This is a genomic window from Streptomyces zaehneri (assembly GCF_032248645.1).
Classification (GTDB): domain Bacteria; phylum Actinomycetota; class Actinomycetes; order Streptomycetales; family Streptomycetaceae; genus Streptomyces; species Streptomyces coriariae.
The window spans coordinates 579694-599058 of record NZ_JASTTJ010000001.1; the positions used below are offsets into that span (position 1 = coordinate 579694).

At 72.1% G+C, this 19365-nt stretch carries 19 protein-coding genes; 15 read left to right on the top strand and 4 right to left on the bottom strand.

The window, feature by feature from the left end; genetic code table 11:
• Positions 1 to 33 precede the first annotated feature (33 nt).
• Positions 34 to 1047 carry a LacI family DNA-binding transcriptional regulator gene (locus tag QQM72_RS02565; protein WP_314219107.1) on the bottom strand — a complete coding sequence of 338 codons (1014 nt, stop codon included), beginning with the start codon at positions 1045 to 1047 and terminating at the stop codon, positions 34 to 36.
• 413 nt (positions 1048 to 1460) lie between these two features.
• On the opposite strand from QQM72_RS02565, the gene QQM72_RS02570 reads away from it, so the two are divergent.
• The 12 genes from QQM72_RS02570 to QQM72_RS02625 all read left to right on the top strand — a co-directional run bounded on the left by QQM72_RS02570 (position 1461) and on the right by QQM72_RS02625 (position 14786).
• Entirely contained in the window at positions 1461 to 3431 is a 1971-nt protein-coding gene (locus tag QQM72_RS02570) for an acyl-CoA dehydrogenase family protein (protein WP_314219108.1), read from the top strand.
• 316 nt (positions 3432 to 3747) lie between these two features.
• Complete coding sequence (dxr, locus tag QQM72_RS02575) at positions 3748 to 5001, top strand: 1-deoxy-D-xylulose-5-phosphate reductoisomerase (protein ID WP_314219109.1); 1254 nt, start codon at positions 3748 to 3750, stop codon at positions 4999 to 5001.
• Positions 4998 to 6302, top strand: a complete 1305-nt coding sequence (locus QQM72_RS02580) for a M50 family metallopeptidase (protein WP_314219110.1) — start codon at positions 4998 to 5000, stop codon at positions 6300 to 6302. Before dxr ends, QQM72_RS02580 begins: the two co-directional genes overlap by 4 nt.
• 181 nt (positions 6303 to 6483) lie before the next feature.
• Complete coding sequence (gene ispG / locus QQM72_RS02585; protein ID WP_028806657.1) at positions 6484 to 7641, top strand: flavodoxin-dependent (E)-4-hydroxy-3-methylbut-2-enyl-diphosphate synthase; 1158 nt, start codon at positions 6484 to 6486, stop codon at positions 7639 to 7641.
• A 431-nt stretch (positions 7642 to 8072) separates the two neighbouring features.
• A complete protein-coding gene (locus tag QQM72_RS02590) occupies positions 8073 to 8921 on the top strand; it encodes a GNAT family N-acetyltransferase (protein WP_314219111.1) in 849 nt (282 codons plus the stop codon).
• A gap of 21 nt (positions 8922 to 8942) precedes the next feature.
• Entirely contained in the window at positions 8943 to 9473 is a 531-nt protein-coding gene (locus QQM72_RS02595; RefSeq protein ID WP_057601439.1) for a GNAT family N-acetyltransferase, read from the top strand.
• Positions 9474 to 9580: 107 nt separating this feature from the next.
• On the top strand, positions 9581 to 11281 hold the full coding sequence (locus QQM72_RS02600; protein WP_314219112.1) for a proline--tRNA ligase: 1701 nt from the start codon (positions 9581 to 9583) through the stop codon (positions 11279 to 11281).
• Between the two features lie 115 nt (positions 11282 to 11396).
• Positions 11397 to 11801: a hypothetical protein gene (locus QQM72_RS02605; protein WP_314219113.1), complete on the top strand. Its 405-nt coding sequence runs from the start codon at positions 11397 to 11399 to the stop codon at positions 11799 to 11801.
• Entirely contained in the window at positions 11801 to 12775 is a 975-nt protein-coding gene (locus QQM72_RS02610; protein WP_314219114.1) for an FAD:protein FMN transferase, read from the top strand. Before QQM72_RS02605 ends, QQM72_RS02610 begins: the two co-directional genes overlap by 1 nt.
• On the top strand, positions 12772 to 13353 hold the full coding sequence (locus tag QQM72_RS02615) for a ferric reductase-like transmembrane domain-containing protein (RefSeq protein WP_314219115.1): 582 nt from the start codon (positions 12772 to 12774) through the stop codon (positions 13351 to 13353). The genes QQM72_RS02610 and QQM72_RS02615 overlap by 4 nt, the downstream gene beginning before the upstream one ends.
• On the top strand, positions 13350 to 14567 hold the full coding sequence (locus tag QQM72_RS02620) for an NADH-ubiquinone oxidoreductase-F iron-sulfur binding region domain-containing protein (RefSeq protein ID WP_314219116.1): 1218 nt from the start codon (positions 13350 to 13352) through the stop codon (positions 14565 to 14567). The genes QQM72_RS02615 and QQM72_RS02620 overlap by 4 nt, the downstream gene beginning before the upstream one ends.
• A gap of 3 nt (positions 14568 to 14570) precedes the next feature.
• Complete coding sequence (locus QQM72_RS02625) at positions 14571 to 14786, top strand: ferredoxin (protein ID WP_314219117.1); 216 nt, start codon at positions 14571 to 14573, stop codon at positions 14784 to 14786.
• Positions 14787 to 15001: 215 nt separating this feature from the next.
• Here QQM72_RS02625 and QQM72_RS02630 read toward each other — a convergent pair whose 3' ends face one another.
• The 3 genes from QQM72_RS02630 to QQM72_RS02640 are packed head-to-tail and all read right to left on the bottom strand — an operon-like array spanning position 15002 to position 17035.
• Positions 15002 to 15901: an aminoglycoside phosphotransferase family protein gene (locus tag QQM72_RS02630; RefSeq protein WP_314219118.1), complete on the bottom strand. Its 900-nt coding sequence runs from the start codon at positions 15899 to 15901 to the stop codon at positions 15002 to 15004.
• Between the two features lie 28 nt (positions 15902 to 15929).
• Positions 15930 to 16448 (bottom strand): ferritin-like domain-containing protein, encoded by a 519-nt coding sequence (locus QQM72_RS02635; protein ID WP_314219119.1) that lies wholly within the window; start codon positions 16446 to 16448, stop codon positions 15930 to 15932.
• A complete protein-coding gene (locus QQM72_RS02640) occupies positions 16445 to 17035 on the bottom strand; it encodes a hypothetical protein (protein WP_314219120.1) in 591 nt (196 codons plus the stop codon). Before QQM72_RS02640 ends, QQM72_RS02635 begins: the two co-directional genes overlap by 4 nt.
• 225 nt (positions 17036 to 17260) lie before the next feature.
• On the opposite strand from QQM72_RS02640, the gene rimP reads away from it, so the two are divergent.
• The 3 genes from rimP (at position 17261) to QQM72_RS02655 (ending at position 19251) form a co-directional block, all read left to right on the top strand.
• Complete coding sequence (gene rimP, locus QQM72_RS02645; RefSeq protein WP_314219121.1) at positions 17261 to 17806, top strand: ribosome maturation factor RimP; 546 nt, start codon at positions 17261 to 17263, stop codon at positions 17804 to 17806.
• A gap of 2 nt (positions 17807 to 17808) precedes the next feature.
• Positions 17809 to 18795: a transcription termination factor NusA gene (nusA, locus tag QQM72_RS02650; protein WP_020128608.1), complete on the top strand. Its 987-nt coding sequence runs from the start codon at positions 17809 to 17811 to the stop codon at positions 18793 to 18795.
• A gap of 159 nt (positions 18796 to 18954) precedes the next feature.
• Positions 18955 to 19251: a YlxR family protein gene (locus QQM72_RS02655; protein WP_314219122.1), complete on the top strand. Its 297-nt coding sequence runs from the start codon at positions 18955 to 18957 to the stop codon at positions 19249 to 19251.
• Positions 19252 to 19365 lie beyond the last annotated feature (114 nt).

Here is a 19365-nt window from a genome sequence, read left to right on the forward strand (position 1 = left end):
GGCAAGGGCGCGACGGCGGAAGAGCGGGGTGGGTCAGAGGGCGGTGGGCGCCGGTCCCGTGCTCGCCCGGACCGTCAGCTCGGGGGCGATCAGCACGACTTCGTCGCCGCCGTGCCCCTCCAGCTTGGCGACGAGGCGTTCCACGGCGTGCCGGCCCATCTCCTGCGCGGGGATGGCGACCGACGTCAGCCGCACCGAGGCCTGGACGGCGACCTGGTCGGGGCAGACGGCCACCACCGACACGTCCTCCGGTACGGCCCGGCCCTGCTGGCGCAGCAGCGCGAGCAGCGGCTCGACCGCCGACTCGTTCTGCACGACGAACCCGGTGGTGCCCGGACGCTCGTCGAGGATCCGGGCCAGGGTCACGGCCATCGCGTCGTACCCGCCCTCGCAGGGGCGGTGCAGCAGCCGCAGGCCCAACTCCTTCGCCCGGGAGCGGAGTCCGTCGAGCGTGCGCTCGGCGAAACCGGTGTGCCGTTCGTAGACGGCCGGCGCCTCGCCGATGACAGCGATGTCACGGTGCCCCAGCATCGCCAGGTGCTCCACGCACAGCGCGCCGGTCGCCGCGAAGTCCAGATCGACGCAGGTCAGACCGGAGGTGTCGGCGGGCAGTCCGATCAGTACGGACGGCTGGTCGGTGGAGCGCAGCAGCGGCAGCCGCTCGTCGTCGAGCTCGACGTCCATCAGGATCATCGCGTCGGCGAGACCGCTGCCGGTGACACGGCGGACGGCGTCGGGACCCTCCTCGCCGGTGAGCAGCAGGACGTCGTACCCGTGCGTGCGCGCGCTGGTGGCCACCGCGATGGCGATCTCCATCATCACCGGCACGTACATGTCGGTGCGCAGCGGGATCATCAGCGCGATGATGTTCGACCTGCTGCTGGCCAGGGCGCGGGCGCCCGCGTTCGGGTGGTAGCCGAGTTCCCGGATGCTCTGCTCGACCCGCGTACGGGTGGTCGTGGAGATGGACCGCTTGCCACTGAGGACATAGCTCACCGTGCTCGCCGAGACTCCGGCGTGCTGGGCGACCTCGGCGAGGGTGACCATCCAGCTCTCCAAGTTTTGTGAAGCGCTTCGACAGTGCGCAGGGCGAACAGGGGCGGGTGAGGGTGGTTCGACAGTAGCTCTAGCGGGGGTGGGTGTCCATAGGTTGTCGAAGCGCTTCGACAGCGAGTTGTGGGGGATTGGTGAAGAAGGGTACGGCAAGCTTTTCCGGCCCCCGCGGCCGCCACTCGTTCGGCGCAAGCTCCGCACCGGCGAAGGGCGCGTCCCCGGCGGTGGAGCGGGCGCCGAGCCCCGAAGGGAACAGGCCACCGGGACGGCCGTCGTGCGCCTCCGGCGCGGGCCGGACGCACGCGCGTGGGGTGGCCACCTCGCCCTGGATCGGGTACCAACGATCGGGTAGCACCCATCGGTAACCAATGTGGCCCGAGATCCCGATTCGCGGCGAGGTGAGCCTCATGTCCGCACCACCCCTCAAGAAGCCCACTGTCACCGAACGCGAGGCACGCCAGGTCGCCGAGGCGGCGCGGGAGCAGGACTGGCGCAAGCCCAGCTTCGGCAAGGAACTCTTCCTCGGCCGCTTCCGGCTGGACCTCATCCATCCCCATCCGCTGCCCACCGACGAGGCCGTCCGGCGCGGTGAGCAGTTCCTGGCGAAACTCCGCGCCTTCTGCGAGACGAAGGTGGACTCGGCCCTCATCGAGCGTGAGGCCCGCATCCCCGACGAGGTGATCAACGGGCTCAAGGAGCTCGGCGCCCTCGGCATGAAGATCGACCCCAAGTACGGCGGCCTCGGCCTCACCCAGGTCTACTACAACAAGGCGCTGGCCCTGGTGGGCTCCGTCAGCCCCGCGGTCGGCGTGCTGCTCTCCGCGCACCAGTCGATCGGCGTGCCGCAGCCGCTGAAGCTGTTCGGCACCCCGGAACAGAAGCAGCGGTTCCTGCCGCGCTGCGCCCGCACCGACATCAGCGCCTTCCTCCTCACCGAGCCGGACGTCGGCTCCGACCCGGCGCGGCTCGCGACGAGCGCGGTGCCGGACGACGGGGGCGCCTCCCGCTCGACCGATTTCGAGAGTGGGGGAGAGTACGTCCTCGACGGGGTGAAGCTGTGGACCACCAACGGCGTGGTCGCCGACCTGCTCGTCGTGATGGCCCGGGTGCCGAAGAGCGAGGGTCACCGGGGCGGCATCACCGCCTTCGTCGTGGAGGCGGACTCGCCCGGCATCACCGTCGAGAACCGCAACGCCTTCATGGGCCTGCGCGGCATCGAGAACGGCGTGACCCGCTTCCACCAGGTCCGGGTCCCGGCCGCGAACCGCATCGGCCCCGAGGGCGCGGGCCTGAAGATCGCCCTGACCACGCTCAACACGGGACGGCTCTCGCTGCCCGCGTCCTGCGTGGCGGCGGGCAAGTGGTCGTTGAAGATCGCACGTGAGTGGTCCGCGGCCCGTGAGCAGTGGGGCAGGCCGATCGCCCGCCACGAGGCCGTCGGCGCGAAGATCAGCTTCATCGCGGCGACCACCTTCGCCCTGGAGGCGGTGCTCGACCTGTCCTCCCAGATGGCGGACGAGGACCGCAACGACATCCGGATCGAGGGCGCGCTGGCCAAGCTCATCGCCTCCGAGCTGGGCTGGCGCATGGCCGACGAGCTGGTCCAGATCCGCGGCGGCCGCGGCTTCGAGACGGCGGCCTCGCTGGCCGCCCGCGGCGAGAAGGCCGTCCCCGCCGAGCAGGTCCTGCGCGACCTGCGGATCAACCGCATCTTCGAGGGCTCGACGGAGATCATGCACCTCCTCATCGCCCGTGAGGCCGTCGACGCCCACCTCTCGGTCGCCGGTGACCTGATCGACCCCGACAAGTCCCTTCAGGACAAGGCGAGGGCGGGCGCGAACGCAGGCGTCTTCTACGCCAAGTGGCTGCCGAAACTCGTGGCGGGACCAGGCCAACTTCCCTCCTCCTACTCGGAGTTCAAGCACGGCATCGATCTCTCCCCGCATCTGCGGCACGTCGAGCGGCACTCCCGCAAGCTCGCCCGCTCCACCTTCTACGCGATGTCCCGCTGGCAGGGCCGGATGGAGACGAAGCAGGCCTTCCTCGGCCGGATCGTCGACATCGGCGCGGAACTGTTCGCGATGAGCGCGGCCTGCGTGCGCGCCGAGATGCTGCGCTCGCGCGGCGAGAACGGCCGGGAGGCCTACCAGCTCGCCGACGCCTTCTGCCGCCAGTCCCGGATCCGCGTCGACGAGCTCTTCGGCCGGCTGTGGAGCAACACCGACGACGTGGACGGCAAGGTCGTCAAGGGCGTCATGGCCGGCACCTACGAGTGGCTGGAGCACGGCATCATCGACCCGTCCGGGGACGGCCCCTGGATCGCCGACACCACACCGGGACCCAGCGAGCGGACGAACGTCCACCGTCCCATCCGCTGACCGGGCGCCGGGGGTGAGTCCGCGCACGGTCGCGGACTCACCCCCGGCGGCGCGGCCCGCGGCTCCGGGTGCCCCCTGGCCGGCACCCGGACCGCGTTTCCCGCCCGAAAGCCGGCGGCACGGAGAGGTGAAGCACCAACGAAACAGACCAAATGATCCATATGGGAAACCGTGCGGAAAACTCCGTACGGCCGACGACATGAAGAGCGCACGGTCGACCACCTTCGGCCGCGCGGGGTGGGGCGTACGCGACCGGTGGACCCTCCCGGGGGACACCCCGGTCCTGCCGCACACCCGATGCGGCAACAATGGGGGGATGAGCGACAGTCCAGCCCCCCTCGCCGACCCGCACCTCGTCTACGACCCGGTCGCGGGCGACGGCCCGAAGGACGTGGTGATCCTCGGCTCCACCGGTTCGATCGGCACCCAGGCCATCGACCTCGTGCTGCGCAACCCGGACCGCTTCCGGGTGACCGGCCTGTCCGCCAACGGCGGCCGGGTCGCCCTCCTCGCCGAGCAGGCCCGCAGGCTGCGGGTGCGGACCGTCGCGGTCGCCCGCGAGGACGTCGTGGCGGCCCTGCGCGAGGCCCTCGCCGCCGAGTACGGGACGGGGGAGCCGCTCCCCGAGATCCTGGCTGGCCCGGAGGCCGCCACCCTGCTCGCCGCCTCCGACTGCCACACCGTCCTCAACGGCATCACCGGCTCCATCGGCCTCGCGCCCACCCTCGCCGCCCTCGAGGCCGGCCGCACCCTCGCGCTCGCCAACAAGGAATCGCTCATCGTCGGCGGCCCGCTGGTCAAGGCGCTGGCCGAGCCCGGCCAGATCATCCCGGTGGACTCCGAGCACGCGGCCCTCTTCCAGGCTCTCGCGGCCGGCACCCGCGCGGATGTGCGCAAGCTGGTCGTCACCGCCTCCGGCGGTCCCTTCCGGGGCCGCACCAAGCAGCAGCTGGCGCACGTGACGGTCGAGGAGGCCCTCGCCCACCCCACCTGGTCCATGGGCCCGGTGATCACGATCAACTCCGCGACCCTGGTCAACAAGGGGCTGGAGGTCATCGAGGCGCACCTTCTCTACGACATTCCCTTCGACCGCATTGAGGTCGTCGTGCATCCCCAGTCGTATGTCCACTCGATGGTGGAGTTCACGGACGGATCGACGCTGGCCCAGGCGACGCCCCCCGACATGGGCGGGCCGATCGCCGTCGGTCTGGGCTGGCCCCGGCGCGTCCCCGACGCGGCGCCCGCCTTCGACTGGAGTACGGCGTCGACGTGGGAGTTCTTCCCGCTCGACAACGAGGCCTTCCCCTCGGTGAACCTCGCCCGGCACGTGGGCGAGCTCGCGGGCACGGCCCCGGCGGTGTTCAATGCCGCCAACGAGGAGTGTGTGGAGGCGTTCCGCAAGGGCGCGCTCCCGTTCAACGGGATCATGGAGACCGTCACCCGGGTCGTGCGCGAGCACGGCACGCCGGCGACGGGAACTTCACTCACCGTGTCGGACGTCCTCGAAGCGGAGACCTGGGCACGGGCCCGGTCCCAGGAACTGACGGCTACTGCGGAGGCGCGTGCATGACAGCCCTGATGATGATCCTCGGCATAGTCGTCTTCGCGGTCGGCCTGCTGATCTCGATCGCCTGGCACGAGCTGGGACACCTGTCCACGGCCAAGCTCTTCGGCATCCGGGTTCCGCAGTACATGGTCGGCTTCGGCCCGACGGTCTTCTCCCGTAAGAAGGGCGAGACCGAGTACGGCGTCAAGGCGATCCCCTTCGGCGGCTACATCCGCATGATCGGCATGTTCCCGCCGGGCGACGACGGCCGGATCACGGCCCGCTCCACCTCACCCTGGCGCGGCATGATCGAGGACGCCCGCTCGGCCGCGTACGAGGAGCTCCAGCCGGGCGACGAGACGCGCATGTTCTACACGCGCAAGCCGTGGAAACGGGTCATCGTGATGTTCGCGGGCCCGTTCATGAACCTGGTGCTCGCGGTCGGCCTGTTCCTCACCGTCCTGATGGGCTTCGGCATCCAGCAGCAGACCACCACCGTCAGCTCGATCTCCCCCTGCGTCATCTCGCAGAGCCAGAACCGCGACGAGTGCAGGTCGACCGACCCGGCCTCCCCGGCCGCGGCCGCCGGCATGAAGCCGGGCGACAAGATCGTCTCCTTCGCCGGGGAGAAGACGGCCGACTGGAACACCCTCTCCGACCTGATCCGGGTCAGCGCGGGCAAGGAGGTGGCCATCGTCGTCGACCGCGGCGGCAAGGAACTGACCCTGCACACGAAGATCGCCACCAACCAGGTCGCCAAGAAGGACTCCGACGGGACCTACGTCCAGGGCGAGTACATCAAGGCCGGCTTCCTCGGCTTCAGCGCGGCCACCGGCGTCGTCAAGCAGGACTTCGGTGACTCCGTGTCCTGGATGACCGACCGGGTGGGCGAGGCCGTCGACTCCATCGCCGCCCTCCCCGGCAAGATCCCGGCCCTGTGGAACGCCGCCTTCGACGGCGCTCCGCGCGAGCCCGACTCACCCATGGGCGTGGTCGGCGCGGCCCGCGTCGGCGGTGAGATCTTCACCCTCGACATCCCGGCCTCGCAGCAGCTGGCCATGGCCGTGATGCTGGTCGCGGGCTTCAACCTCTCCCTGTTCCTCTTCAACATGCTCCCGCTGCTGCCGCTGGACGGCGGGCACATCGCGGGCGCCCTGTGGGAGTCCCTGCGCCGCAACCTGGCCAAGGTCCTGCGCAGGCCGGACCCGGGTCCGTTCGACGTGGCGAAGCTGATGCCGGTGGCGTACGTGGTGGCGGGCATCTTCATCTGCTTCACGGTGCTGGTCCTCATCGCGGACGTGGTGAACCCGGTGCGCATCTCGTAGCCACCTTCTCGTCACACATGGTTCGCGGCGGCCCGGGACGATCGTTCCGGGCCGCCTTCCATCGAGTGGGTTTGCCGACGGTGAGGTGCCCGCGCGCGGGCCGGTGCCGTAATCTCGAAGCCGGGAACCCGCCTGAAGACGGGACCTGGGCCTTGATCCACGACTTGGGGTTGCACAGCAGATGACTGCGATTTCTCTCGGCATGCCGTCCGTTCCGACCAGGGTTGCCGAGCGCCGGAAGAGCCGGCAGATCCAGGTCGGATCCGTGGCGGTCGGCGGAGACGCCCCGGTGTCCGTGCAGTCGATGACCACGACCCGTACCTCCGACATCGGCGCCACCCTCCAGCAGATCGCCGAGCTCACCGCCTCCGGCTGCCAGATCGTCCGCGTGGCCTGCCCCACGCAGGACGACGCGGACGCCCTCGCGACCATCGCCCGCAAGTCGCAGATCCCGGTGATCGCGGACATCCACTTCCAGCCGAAGTACGTGTTCGCCGCGATCGAGGCGGGCTGCGCCGCGGTCCGGGTGAACCCCGGCAACATCAAGCAGTTCGACGACAAGGTCAAGGAGATCGCCAAGGCGGCCAAGGAGCACGGCACCCCGATCCGCATCGGCGTCAACGCCGGTTCGCTGGACCGCCGCCTGCTCCAGAAGTACGGCAAGGCGACCCCCGAGGCCCTCGTCGAGTCCGCCCTCTGGGAAGCCTCCCTCTTCGAGGAGCACGACTTCCGCGACATCAAGATCTCGGTCAAGCACAACGACCCGGTCGTGATGATCGAGGCGTACCGCCAGCTCGCCGCCCAGAGCGACTACCCGCTCCACCTCGGCGTCACCGAGGCCGGCCCCGCCTTCCAGGGCACGATCAAGTCGGCGGTCGCCTTCGGCGCCCTGCTCTCCCAGGGCATCGGCGACACGATCCGCGTCTCCCTGTCGGCCCCGCCGGTCGAGGAGGTCAAGGTCGGCAACCAGATCCTGGAGTCCCTGAACCTCAAGCAGCGAGGCCTGGAGATCGTCTCCTGCCCGTCCTGCGGCCGCGCCCAGGTCGACGTGTACAAGCTGGCCGAAGAGGTCACCGCGGGCCTCACGGGCATGGAGGTCCCCCTCCGCGTCGCCGTCATGGGCTGCGTCGTCAACGGCCCCGGCGAGGCCCGCGAGGCCGACCTCGGCGTCGCCTCCGGCAACGGCAAGGGCCAGATCTTCGTCAAGGGCGAGGTCATCAAGACCGTGCCCGAGTCGAAGATCGTGGAGACCCTCATCGAGGAGGCCATGAAGCTGGCCGAACAGATGGAGGCGGACGGCATCACCTCCGGCGAGCCGTCGGTGTCGGTCGCGGGCTGACCGTCCCCGATCCTGCGGTTCGCGGGGCCGGGTGCATCCCACCTGGCTGCTGCTGATGGTGGGGGCGAGGGACCGTGGTTGTTCCGAGCTTTCGCACGGGCCGGTGCATCCGGCCCGTGCGGCGGTTGCGGAGGCCGAGGCCGTCCTCAGCCGGTGCGCGGGGCCGGGTGCATCCCACCTGGCTGCTGGTGGGGAGGGCGAGGGGCGGCCGTCCCGAGCTTGCGCGCAAGGCAGGTGCGTCCAGCCCGTCCGGCGTTTGAGGACGAGGCCGTTCAGGCCGACCGCCGGGGGTCTGGGGGCGGCAGCCCCCAGGGGACGGCACGACACCCCACGGTCACGGCAGACGAACGCCGGCTGAACACGGGTCGGCACCGCTCAGCTTCCGCAGGTACAGTGCGGGGACCAGCAGACCTGAGTGTGAGGCCCCGCGCGTGTTGACCCAGACCACCTCCCGGGTCCTCGAACCGAGCGACCTGGACGCCGCGCTCGCCGTCCTCGACCGCGAGCCGGTCGCCAACGCCTTCGTCACGTCACGTGTACAGGTCGCGGGCCTCGACCCGTGGCGCCTCGGCGGCGAGATGTGGGGCTGGTACGAGGACGGCATGCTGACGTCCCTGTGCTACGCGGGCGCCAACCTCGTCCCGATCTGCGCGACACCGAGAGCGGTGCGCGCCTTCGCCGACCGCGCCCGCCGGGCGGGCCGCCGCTGCTCCTCGATCGTCGGCCCCGCCGAGCCGACCACCCAGCTGTGGCGCCTCCTCGAACCCCACTGGGGCCCGGCCCGCGAGATCCGGACCCGACAGCCCCTCATGGTCACCGACCGCATGCCCGCCGACCCCGCCCCGGATCCCTACGTCCGCCGCATCCGCAAGGACGAGATGGACACGATCATGCCGGCGTGCGTGGCGATGTTCACCGAGGAGGTCGGCGTCTCCCCGATGGCCGGCGACGGAGGACTGCTCTACCAGGCCCGGGTGGCCGAACTCGTCGGCTCCGGCCGCTCGTTCGCCCGCCTCGACGACCACGGCAGGGTCGTCTTCAAGGCGGAGATCGGCGCGGCGACCTCCCACGCCTGCCAGATCCAGGGTGTGTGGGTGGCCCCGGAGTACCGGGGCCAGGGCCTGGCCGCCCCCGGCATGGCGGCGGTGCTGCGCTACGCCCTGGCCGACGTGGCCCCGGTGGTCAGCCTCTACGTGAACGACTTCAACACCACGGCGAGGCGCACGTACAGGAGGGTGGGCTTCCAGGAGGTCGGCGCCTTCACGAGCGTCCTCTTTTGAGGCCCCTGTAGGCTCCCCGCCATGGACCTCGTGATCGGCCCCCTGGACCTCCCCGCCCATGTGGACGAGGCCCTGGCCGTACAGGCGATCGCCTTCGGACTGGGCCCCGACGAGGTGGCCGTGCGCCGGCAGATCGTCCTGCGCCACATGGCGCACCCGGGTGCGAGAGCCTTCGGCGCGACCGTCGGAGAGCGACTCGTCGGCTTCGTCTACGGCATGCCCAACGACCGGGCCCACTGGTGGTCGACGGTCGTACAGCCCTACCTCCGGGCCCAGGGCAACGAGCAGTGGCTGGACGACTCCTTCGTGATCACGGAACTGCACGTCCACCCCGCGCACCAGAACCGCGGCGCGGGCCGGGCCCTGATCACCACGATCACCGACACCGCGACCCAGCCCCGCTCGATCCTCTCCGCGATCGACACCGAAAGCCCCGCCCGCGCGCTCTACCACTCCCTGGGCTACCAGGACCTGGCCCGCCGCGTCCTGTTCCCCAGCGCTCCCCGTCCGTACGCGGTGATGGGCGCCCCGCTCCCCCTCCTGCGCGGATAACGGATTTCCGGCCCGCCACGCTCCCCGGCTAACCTCCTAGCCAACACCCTCCCCCGCTCTCGGCGGCGCTCGAGCGGGGGACCCCCTTCGGCAGGAGTACGAGAACCATGGCGAACGCACCGGTCCAGCGCATGTCCCAGTTGATGGCGAAGACGCTGCGCGACGACCCTGCGGACGCCGAGGTCCTGAGCCACAAGCTCCTGGTCCGCGCCGGCTACGTCCGCCGTACCGCCGCCGGCATCTGGTCCTGGCTGCCGCTCGGCAAGAAGGTCCTCGCCAACGTGGAGCGCATCGTCCGCGAGGAGATGGACGCGATCGGCGCCCAGGAGGTCAGCCTCCCCGCCCTGCTGCCGCGTGAGCCCTACGAGGCGACCGGCCGCTGGGACGAGTACGGCCCGGAGCTGTTCCGCCTCCAGGACCGCAAGGGCGGCGACTACCTCCTCGGCCCCACCCACGAGGAGATCTTCACGCTGATCGTGAAGGACCAGGCGTCCTCGTACAAGGACCTGCCGGTCATCCTCTACCAGATCCAGACGAAGTTCCGTGACGAGGCCCGCCCCCGGGCCGGCATCCTGCGCGGCCGTGAGTTCCTGATGAAGGACTCCTACTCCTTCGACACCGAGGACGAGGGTCTCGCCCGGTCCTACGCCCTGCACCGCCAGGCGTACCAGAAGGTGTTCGAGCGCCTCGGCCTGGACTACCGGATCTGCGCGGCGACCGCGGGCGCGATGGGCGGCTCCAAGTCGGAGGAGTTCCTCGCCCCGGCCGGCGCCGGCGAGGACACCTTCGCCGACTGCCCGAACTGCGACTTCGCGGCCAACACCGAGGCGATCACGTACGAGTTGAAGCCGGTGGACGCCGACGGTGTGGCCGCTCTCGAGGAGATCCCCACCCCGGACACCCCCACCATCGAGACCCTCGCCGCCCACCTCGGCGTCCCGGCCTCGGCCACCCTGAAGAACCTCCTGGTGAAGGTCGGCGGCGAGATCGTCGCCGTGGGCGTCCCCGGTGACCGCGAGGTCGACCTGGGCAAGGTCGAGGCGCACTTCGCCCCGGCCGCCGTCGAGCTGGTCACCGCCGAGGACTTCGTGGGCCGTCCGGACCTGGTCCGCGGTTATGTCGGCCCGCAGGGTCTGGACAAGGTGAAGTACATCGCCGACCCGCGCGTGGCCCCGGGCACCGCCTGGATCACCGGCGCCAACAAGGAGGGCGTGCACGCGAAGAACGTCGTCGCGGGCCGGGACTTCGAGGTCGGCAGTTACGTCGACGTCGTGGTCGTCCAGGAGGGCGACCCCTGCCCGAAGTGCGGCACCGGCCTCAGGCTGGACCGCGCCATCGAGATCGGCCACATCTTCCAGCTGGGCCGCAAGTACGCCGACGCCCTCAAGCTCGACGTGCTCGGCCAGAACGGCAAGCCGGTCCGCGTGACCATGGGCTCGTACGGCATCGGCGTCTCGCGCGCGGTGGCCGCCCTCGCCGAGCAGAGCGCCGACGAGAAGGGCCTGTGCTGGCCCGCGGAGGTCGCCCCGGCCGATGTGCACGTCGTCGCGGCGGGCAAGGCCCTCCAGACCGAGCTGGCGCTCGACGTCTCCGAGAAGCTGCGCGCGGCCGGGCTGCGCGTCCTGGTCGACGACCGGGCCGGCGTCTCCCCGGGCGTGAAGTTCACCGACTCCGAGCTGATGGGCGTGCCGAAGATCCTGGTGGCGGGCCGCCGCTCGGCCGAGGGCGTCCTGGAGCTGAAGGACCGCAGGACCGGCGAGCGCGAGGAGCTCACCGTCGACGAGGCGATCGCCCGGCTGACGGCCTGATTTAAAGCAACGTCTCAGGGAGTTCTGCCGGGGCGTATGGCTGCCTCACAGACTTCTCTCAGATCGTTCCCCGACCGTAGGACGTGACAGAACGTCACTGCGGAGGGGAACGGTCATGGCGACCAGGGAACAGGAACGGGGGGCCGCGGCAGCGGTCCGCAGAGGTGCGCGGCGTACGGCCGCCCTGGCCGCGGCGGTCACGCTCGCGGCGGCGGCCGGGGTGTTCGCCCTGGTCGGCACCATGCAGGCCGACGCCGAGACGGCGGCGAGCGGCACGAGCGGCAACTCCAGTTCCAGCTCGGGCTCCTCGGACACCGGCTCCTCGGACACCGGCACAACCGACAACAGCAGCACCGACAACAGCAGTACCGACAACAGCAGCACCGACAGTGGTACGGACTCCTCGTCGAGCAGTTCGTCGAGTGGTTCGTCGTCCTCCGACAGCGGCAGCTCCTCCTCGGACAGCGGTCTCACCTCCTCCTCCGGCGGCTCCACCGACTCCACGTCGGGAGCGTCGTGATGAGCGCCCCCCTCGCGTCCCGCACCACGGCCGCCGCGGAGTGGCGGGCCCTCGGCACCACGGTCCGCCTGGTCGTCACCGACCCGGCCCTGCTGGAGTCGTGCGACCTGCTCCTCGCCCGGCACCTCGCCGAGGTCGACGCGGCGTGCAGTCGGTTCCGCGCCGACTCCGAACTGGCCGCCCTCGACGGCACCGCCGGCCGCCCGGTCCGGGTCAGCCCGCTGCTCACCGAGGCCCTCGACGTGGCCCTGCGCGCGGCCGAGGCCACCGACGGGACGGTCGACCCCACCGTCGGCTCCGCGATGCACGCCCTCGGCTACGACCGCGACTTCACCCTCGTCCGAGAGGACGACCGCCCGGTCCGGCTCACGGTCCGGCGCACCCCGGGGTGGCGCACCGTGCGCCTGGACCGGGCGACCGGCACGGTGACCGTCCCCGAGGGCATCCGCCTCGACCTGGGCGCCACCGCCAAGGCGTGGGCCGCCGACCGGGCCGCCGGGACGCTGGCCGCGGCGGCCGGCTGCGGAGTCCTGGTGAGTCTGGGCGGCGACACGGCCGTCGCGGGAGAGCCCCCGGCGGACGGCTGGCAGATCCGCGTCCAGGACATCACAGGACCCGTCGACGAGACCCCCGCCGACGGTCCCTACGACTCGGTGGGCCTGCGCGGTGGGGGCCTGGCCACCTCGGGCACGACCGCCCGGCGCTGGCGGCGCGGCGGTCACGACCTGCACCACATCGTCGACCCGCGTACCGGCCTGCCGGTCCGTTCCCCGTGGCGCACGGTCTCCGTCGCCGCCGCGACCTGCGCCGACGCCAACGCGGCGAGCACGGCGGCCCTGGTGAAGGGCGCGGGCGCGGAGCGGTGGCTGCGAAGGCGGGGCCTGCCGGCGCGTCTGGTGGCCCAGAACGGCACCGTCGTCACCACGCCCGGCTGGCCCACGTCGGCCGCTCCGGCACGGGAGGCGGCCGCGTGACCTCCGAGACCCTCTGGTACGCCAACCGTGCCACCGGTGCCGTCTGCCTCGTCCTCTTCACCGTCGTCGTCCTGCTGGGAATCGCGGTCCGGTCGAGAACCCGGCTCCCCGGGCTCCCCCGGTTCGGCACGATGAGCCTGCACCGCGCGCTCTCCCTCTCCGCGACCGCGTTCCTGGCCCTGCACATCACCGCCGCGATCGTGGACGGCTACGTCGACATCACCGTCGTGGACGTCCTCGTCCCCTTCGTCGGCGACTACCAGCCCCTCTGGCTCGGCCTCGGTACGGTCGCCCTGGACCTGATGCTCGCCGTCCTGGTCACCAGCCTGCTGCGGGAACGCCTCGGCCACCGCACCTGGCGAACCGTCCACTGGCTGGCGTACGTCTCCTGGCCGGTCGCGCTCGTCCACGGCATCGGCATCGGCACGGACACCGGCGCCGACTGGATGACCTGGCTGACCGTCGCCTGCGTGGCCACGGCGGTCGCCGCCTTCGCCGCCCGCCTCGCACACGCCGCCCGCGCCGGCCGCCGCACCCCCGCGGCCCTCCTGCGCACCGCCGAAGGAGCCCGACCGTGACCGCCACCTTCCCGGACCTCCAGATGCCCCCACGTCTCCTCGCCCCCGACGCCACCCCGGCCGACCTGGCCGCCCACCACCGGCGCTACGGCCCGCTGTCCCACGGCGACCCCGACACCCTGCTCCGCACGGTCGCCGAGTCCGGCCTCACCGGGCGCGGCGGAGCCGGCTTCCCCACGTACCGCAAACTCGTCTCCGTCGCGGAGGCCGGCCGGCGTACCGGCCGCGCTCCCGTCGTGGTGGCCAACGGCGCCGAGGGCGAACCGGCCAGCCGCAAGGACAAGGCCCTGCTGCGCCGGTCGCCCCATCTCGTCCTGGACGGGCTACAGCTGGCGGCCCGCACGGTCGGCGCGGGGGAGGCGTACCTCGCCGTGGAGGACGGCGCGACCTGGCTGGAATCCGCCCTCGCCCAGCGCACCGCGGACCCGCTGCCGGTGAAGGTCGTCCGTCTGCCCAAGTCGTTCCTCTCCGGCCAGGCCGCCGCCCTCGCCCGGTACGTCTCCGGCGGCGCGGCCCTGCCCACCCACCAGCGCCCGCCGGTCCGCGAGCGCGGAGTGCACCGGGCCCCGACCCTCGTACAGAACGTCGAGACCCTGGCCCACCTCGCGCTGGTCGCCCGCTACGGCGCCGACTGGTACCGCACCGCCGGCACCCCGACCCAGCCCGGCAGCGTGCTGTGCACGGTCCATGTGCCGGGCCGCGAACCCCGGGTGGTGGAGGCGCCCTACGGCCTGCCCCTGGGGCGACTGCTGCCGCTGGAAGGCACCCGGGCGGTGCTGGTCGGCGGTTACCACGGCACCTGGATACCGGCCCCGGAGGCGGCTGAACTGGCCCTGGACAGCAGCTACCTGGGCGCCGGCGTGCTCGCCGCGCTGCCCGTCGACCGCTGCGGCCTCGCCGAGACCGCGCGCGTCCTGCGCTATCTCGCCCTCCAGTCGGCCGGCCAGTGCGGCCCCTGCCTCAACGGCCTGCCCCGCATCGCCACCGCCTTTTGCACCCTCGCCGCACCCGGCCCCCAGGGCACCGTCCGCGCCGACCTGGCCCGCTGGTCGGGCCTGGTCGAGGGCCGGGGCGCCTGCCACCACCCCGACGGCACCGTCCGCCTGGTCCGCAGCGCCCTGACCACCTTCGCCGCCGAGGCCGACGCACACGCCCGGGGTCACTGCACCGCGACCGACCACAGGCCCCTGCTGCCCGTCCCCGAGGAGGGCTGACCCATGAGCACGGCCCAGCACATCGACATCGACTGGACGGCCTGCCAGGGCCACGGCCTCTGCGCTGACTTCCTCCCCGAACACATCGTCCTCGACGAATGGGGCTACCCCCTGGTCGACGGCGCCCCGGTCCCGGCCGGCACCGTGCGACGGGCCCGCCGCGCGGCGGCCGACTGCCCGGTGCTCGCCCTGCGGCTCACACCGGCGTCGACGGGCTGATGCGCTGACGGCGTGCTGCGCCGACGGGCTGACGTGCCGCTCTGCCGGCCGGCCGGCGGGAACTCCGCCGGACTCCCGCCGGACTCCGCCGAGACGACGCGGGGCACCAGCTCGCGCCGGTCACCGCGCCGGTCACCGCGTGGTCACCCAGCCGTCACCGCGTCCGTGCGACCGCCGTCGGCCCCGCGGCGCGGGGGGCCCGGCGCACGGCGTCGCTACAGCCAGCTCGCGAACTCGAGCAGCAGCTCGGCGTCCCGCGTCCGCCCGACCCGCCGGGCCCGGACGCCCGACTCCACGGCCCGGAACAGCGTCCAGCCGCGCAGCCGCTCCTGGTCCAGCTCCAGCGACTCCGCGAGCCGCTTCACCCGGCGCCGGGTCGTCGACGCCCCGGACGGCGAGGCGATCAGGTCCTCCACCCGGTCGCGGACCAGCCGGGCCAGGTCGAAGGCGCACTCGCCGACCACCGGATCCGGCCCCACCGCCAGCCACGGCATCCGCTCACCCGCCAGCACCTTGCTCTGCCGGAACGTGCCGTGCAGCAGCCGGTGCTCGGGCGGTCCCGCCAGCAGCTCCGCACGGGCGGCGAGCGCCGCGTCCACCAGGGCGGCCACCTCGGGCTCCGCCTCGGCGCTCGCCCGCATCGCCTGCGCCTGCCGCCCGGTGCGGTCGGCCACGGACTCGAAGGAGTGGCCGGCCGGTGGTTCCACCCACAGCCGCCGCAACGTCCCCGCCGCCTCCAGCAGGGCCTTCGCCTCCGCCAGCGACCGCACCGACACATCGGGGTGCAGCCGCTCGAGCAGCAGCGCTCCCGCCGTCTGCGGCTCTTGCAGCAACTGGACGGCGCCCAGGCCGTCCCACTGCGTCAGCGCGGCCCGCTCCGCCTCCGGCCGGAACCGGGGTGGGGCCAGCTTCAGCACGGCGGGTGTCCCGTCCGCGCGCCGCACGAGCACGACCATGCTGGTCCGGCCGCCCGGCACCTGCACCCGATCGACCGTCAACCCGCGCACGGCGACGGCCTGTCGGGCCGCCTCCGGCAGCTTCTCCAACCAGCCGTCACCGTCCGGTGCCGTCTCACCGAGCGCCCGGACCAGACGCTGCGGCGGTTCGAAAGCCATGCGCGAGTCGTTCCCTTCCTGCTTCGGGTCAAGCCGCCGGTGTGCCCGAGGGCGCTGCCGCCGCCGGAGGCGTGGCCGCTGCCGGTGCGGACGCCGAGCCCGTGGCCGGATCCGTACCGGTCCGCTCGGCGAGACCAGGGAAGGCTACGCTTCCGCCACGCCAGCGCACCGCACGGACCGCCGCGTCCCGCAGCGCGCCCGCGGCCTCCCGGCGCCGTGCGTCCCCGGCTGCCCGCACCAGGTCGGAGTACACCCCGGCCACCCGCTCCTCCAGCTCGGTCGCGAGCCGGACCGCCGCCGCGGAGTCCGGTACCGGGAACGGCAGCGCGTATCCGGCGCTCGCGGCGACCGGCTCGGCCCCCAGGCCGCGCACCTCGCGCACGAGTGCGTCCCGGCGCGCCCGGTGCGCGTCGTAGGCCGCCCGTGCCTCGGCGCTCCGTACCTCGCCGATCCGCCCGCCGACGACGCCGTACCCGTACACGGCGGCGTGTTCGGCGGCCAGCGCCGCCTGGAGCGCCGTCAGCTCCGCGCTCGTGGCGTCACTCATCGCGTCCCCTCCGTCAGCAGGTAGGCGTGTGCCGCGCCGGCCGCCGCCACCGAGGCCAGCAACCGGGCCAGCTCGCCCGGCACGTCCAGCAGCTCCGTCGCCCTGCGGTCGGCGAGCGCCCGCTCCGCCGCGGCCAGCCCGGCGAGCGCGTCCGTGTCGGTGACCGGCACGGCGGACGGCGCGGCCGAGGGATCGGCCGGCGGAACCGAGGCGGAGCTCGTCGAGGAAGCCGTGGGGGAGACGGAGGCGGGGGAGCCGGTGGCGGACCTAGTGGCGGAGGGGGACGCCTTCGCGGCGCCTCCGAACGCCTCCACGTGCCGTACGACCTCCGCCCGCAGCGGCCCCAGCCGCCCTGCCAGCGCCGGATGGACGGCGAGCACGGCGTCGTACCGTGCCACCAGCTCGTCGCTCTCCCGAGCGGCACGCGCGCGTGCCCGCTCGGCGACCGACGGGCTGCCGCTCGCGCTCTCCTCGGACTCCTGCGTACCGGACGAGCAGCCCGCGAGCAGCACCGCTCCCGCGGCCGACGCGAGCAGGGATCTTCTGCGCGGCCCCGAGGGGGTTCGCGAGGGGAGGGGCAACGGCACGGCGGGCGTCCTCGGGGAACTCGTACGGAACTGGCGTCCTGGTGGGCGGCGGGCCCGTGATCACCGTACCCGCGCGGCCGCCCCGTACCACTCAGCGGCACCGCCCCGCGAGGGCTCGCCACCCTCCGTGCACAGGTGGACGGCAACACACCTTGCGACCGGATACCCTTTGACCAGACACGAGCCCCATCCCACAACAGCACACGCGGCCGAGGAGTCACCCGGATGAGCACCACCCAGAGCGAGAGGCTGCGAGAGCTCCTGGAACCGCTCGTCGCCTCCCAGGGACTGGATCTCGAAGAGATCGCCGTGGACTCCGTCGGACGCAAGCGGGTGCTGAGCGTCGTCGTCGACTCCGACTCCGGAGCGGACCTGGACCAGATCGCCGATGTGAGCCGCGCGCTCTCGGCGAAGCTCGACGAGACGGACGCGATGGGCGAGGGCGAGTACACCCTCGAGGTCGGCACCCCGGGCGCGGAGCGCGCGCTCACCGAGCACCGCCACTACGTACGTGCCGTCGACCGGCTGGTGCGGTTCCAGCTGACCGAGGGCGGCGAGCTGGTCGCCCGGATCCTGACGGTCGACGACGAGGGACTCGGTCTCGAGGTCCCCGGCGTGAAGGGCCGCAAGGCCACCACCCGCAGACTCCCCTTCGGCGACATCGACAAGGCCCGCGTACAGGTCGAGTTCAACCGCAAGGACAAGAGCGACCAGCACGCCAAGAACGAGAACGACGAGATCGACGAGAACGAGATGGAAGAGGAGGCGTAGCCGTGGACATCGACATGAGTGCCCTGCGGGGCTTGGTGCGGGAGAAGGAGATCTCCTTCGACCTGCTGGTCGAGGCGATCGAGTCGGCCCTCCTCATCGCCTACCACCGCACCGAGGGAAGCCGCCGTCACGCGCGCGTGGAGCTCAACCGGGAGACCGGACATGTGACCGTGTGGGCGAAGGAGGACCCCGAGGACCTCGAGGAGGGGCAGGAGCCCCGCCCGTTCGACGACACCCCGTCCGACTTCGGCCGGATCGCCGCCACGACGGCCAAGCAGGTGATCCTCCAGCGTCTGCGTGACGCCGAGGACGACGCGACGCTCGGCGAGTACGCCGGCCGTGAGGGCGACATCGTCACCGGTGTGGTCCAGCAGGGCCGCGACCCGAAGAACGTGCTCGTGGACATCGGCAAGCTGGAGGCCATCCTGCCGGTGCAGGAGCAGGTCCCCGGCGAGACGTATCCGCACGGCATGCGCCTGCGGTCGTACGTCGTCCGGGTGGCGAAGGGTATGCGCGGCCCGTCCGTGACGCTCTCCCGCACCCACCCCAACCTGGTGAAGAAGCTCTTCGCCCTGGAGGTGCCGGAGATCGCCGACGGTTCGGTGGAGATCGCCGCCATCGCACGTGAGGCCGGTCACCGCACGAAGATCGCCGTCAGGTCCACCCGTTCGGGTCTGAACGCCAAGGGCGCCTGTATCGGCCCCATGGGCGGCCGGGTGCGCAACGTGATGGGCGAGCTGAACGGCGAGAAGATCGACATCGTCGACTGGTCGGACGACCCGGCCGAGATGGTGGCGAACGCGCTGTCCCCGGCCCGGGTGTCCAAGGTCGAGGTCGTCGACCTCGCGGCCCGCTCCGCGCGGGTGACGGTGCCGGACTACCAGCTGTCGCTGGCGATCGGCAAGGAAGGGCAGAACGCCCGGCTCGCCGCCCGGCTGACCGGCTGGCGCATCGACATCCGTCCGGACGTCGAACAGCCCACCGAGTAGCCCACCGAGTAGCCCGGCGGGTACGTCACCTGCCAGGTCACCCGGCGGCGGGGAATAGATCTCGGCCTGCCGGGGCTCAGATCACGACAGATGTAACGCGGCAACTGTTCGAATCCTGGCCCAAAGGGGTGAGGTCGCCGCGGGGAGGTAGACTTAAGAGTGTCTGGCCGGACGCACACCGGAGCATGCCCTGAACGCACCTGTGTGGGGTGCCGGGAGCGGGCGGCCAAGACGGAGCTGCTGCGCATCGTGGCGATCGGGGACGCATGCGTCCCCGATCCACGCGGTACGCTGCCCGGCCGGGGTGCGTATCTGCATCCCGCCCCGGTCTGTCTCGACCAGGCGGTACGCCGCCGGGCGTTCACGAGGGCGTTGCGAGCCCCGGGAGCGCTCGACACAAAGGCGTTGCGCCAGTACGTCGAGCAGACGACCGTTGCCGAACAGGCAACACCGTAAGAAGGCGTCGCACGGAACCTCCGTGCGGCTCTGGTACCCCGCGAGTTGGAAGTAGGTCGAGATTGCGATGAGCACTCGATGAGCACGCGATGAGTACGCCCATGAAGTAGCGAC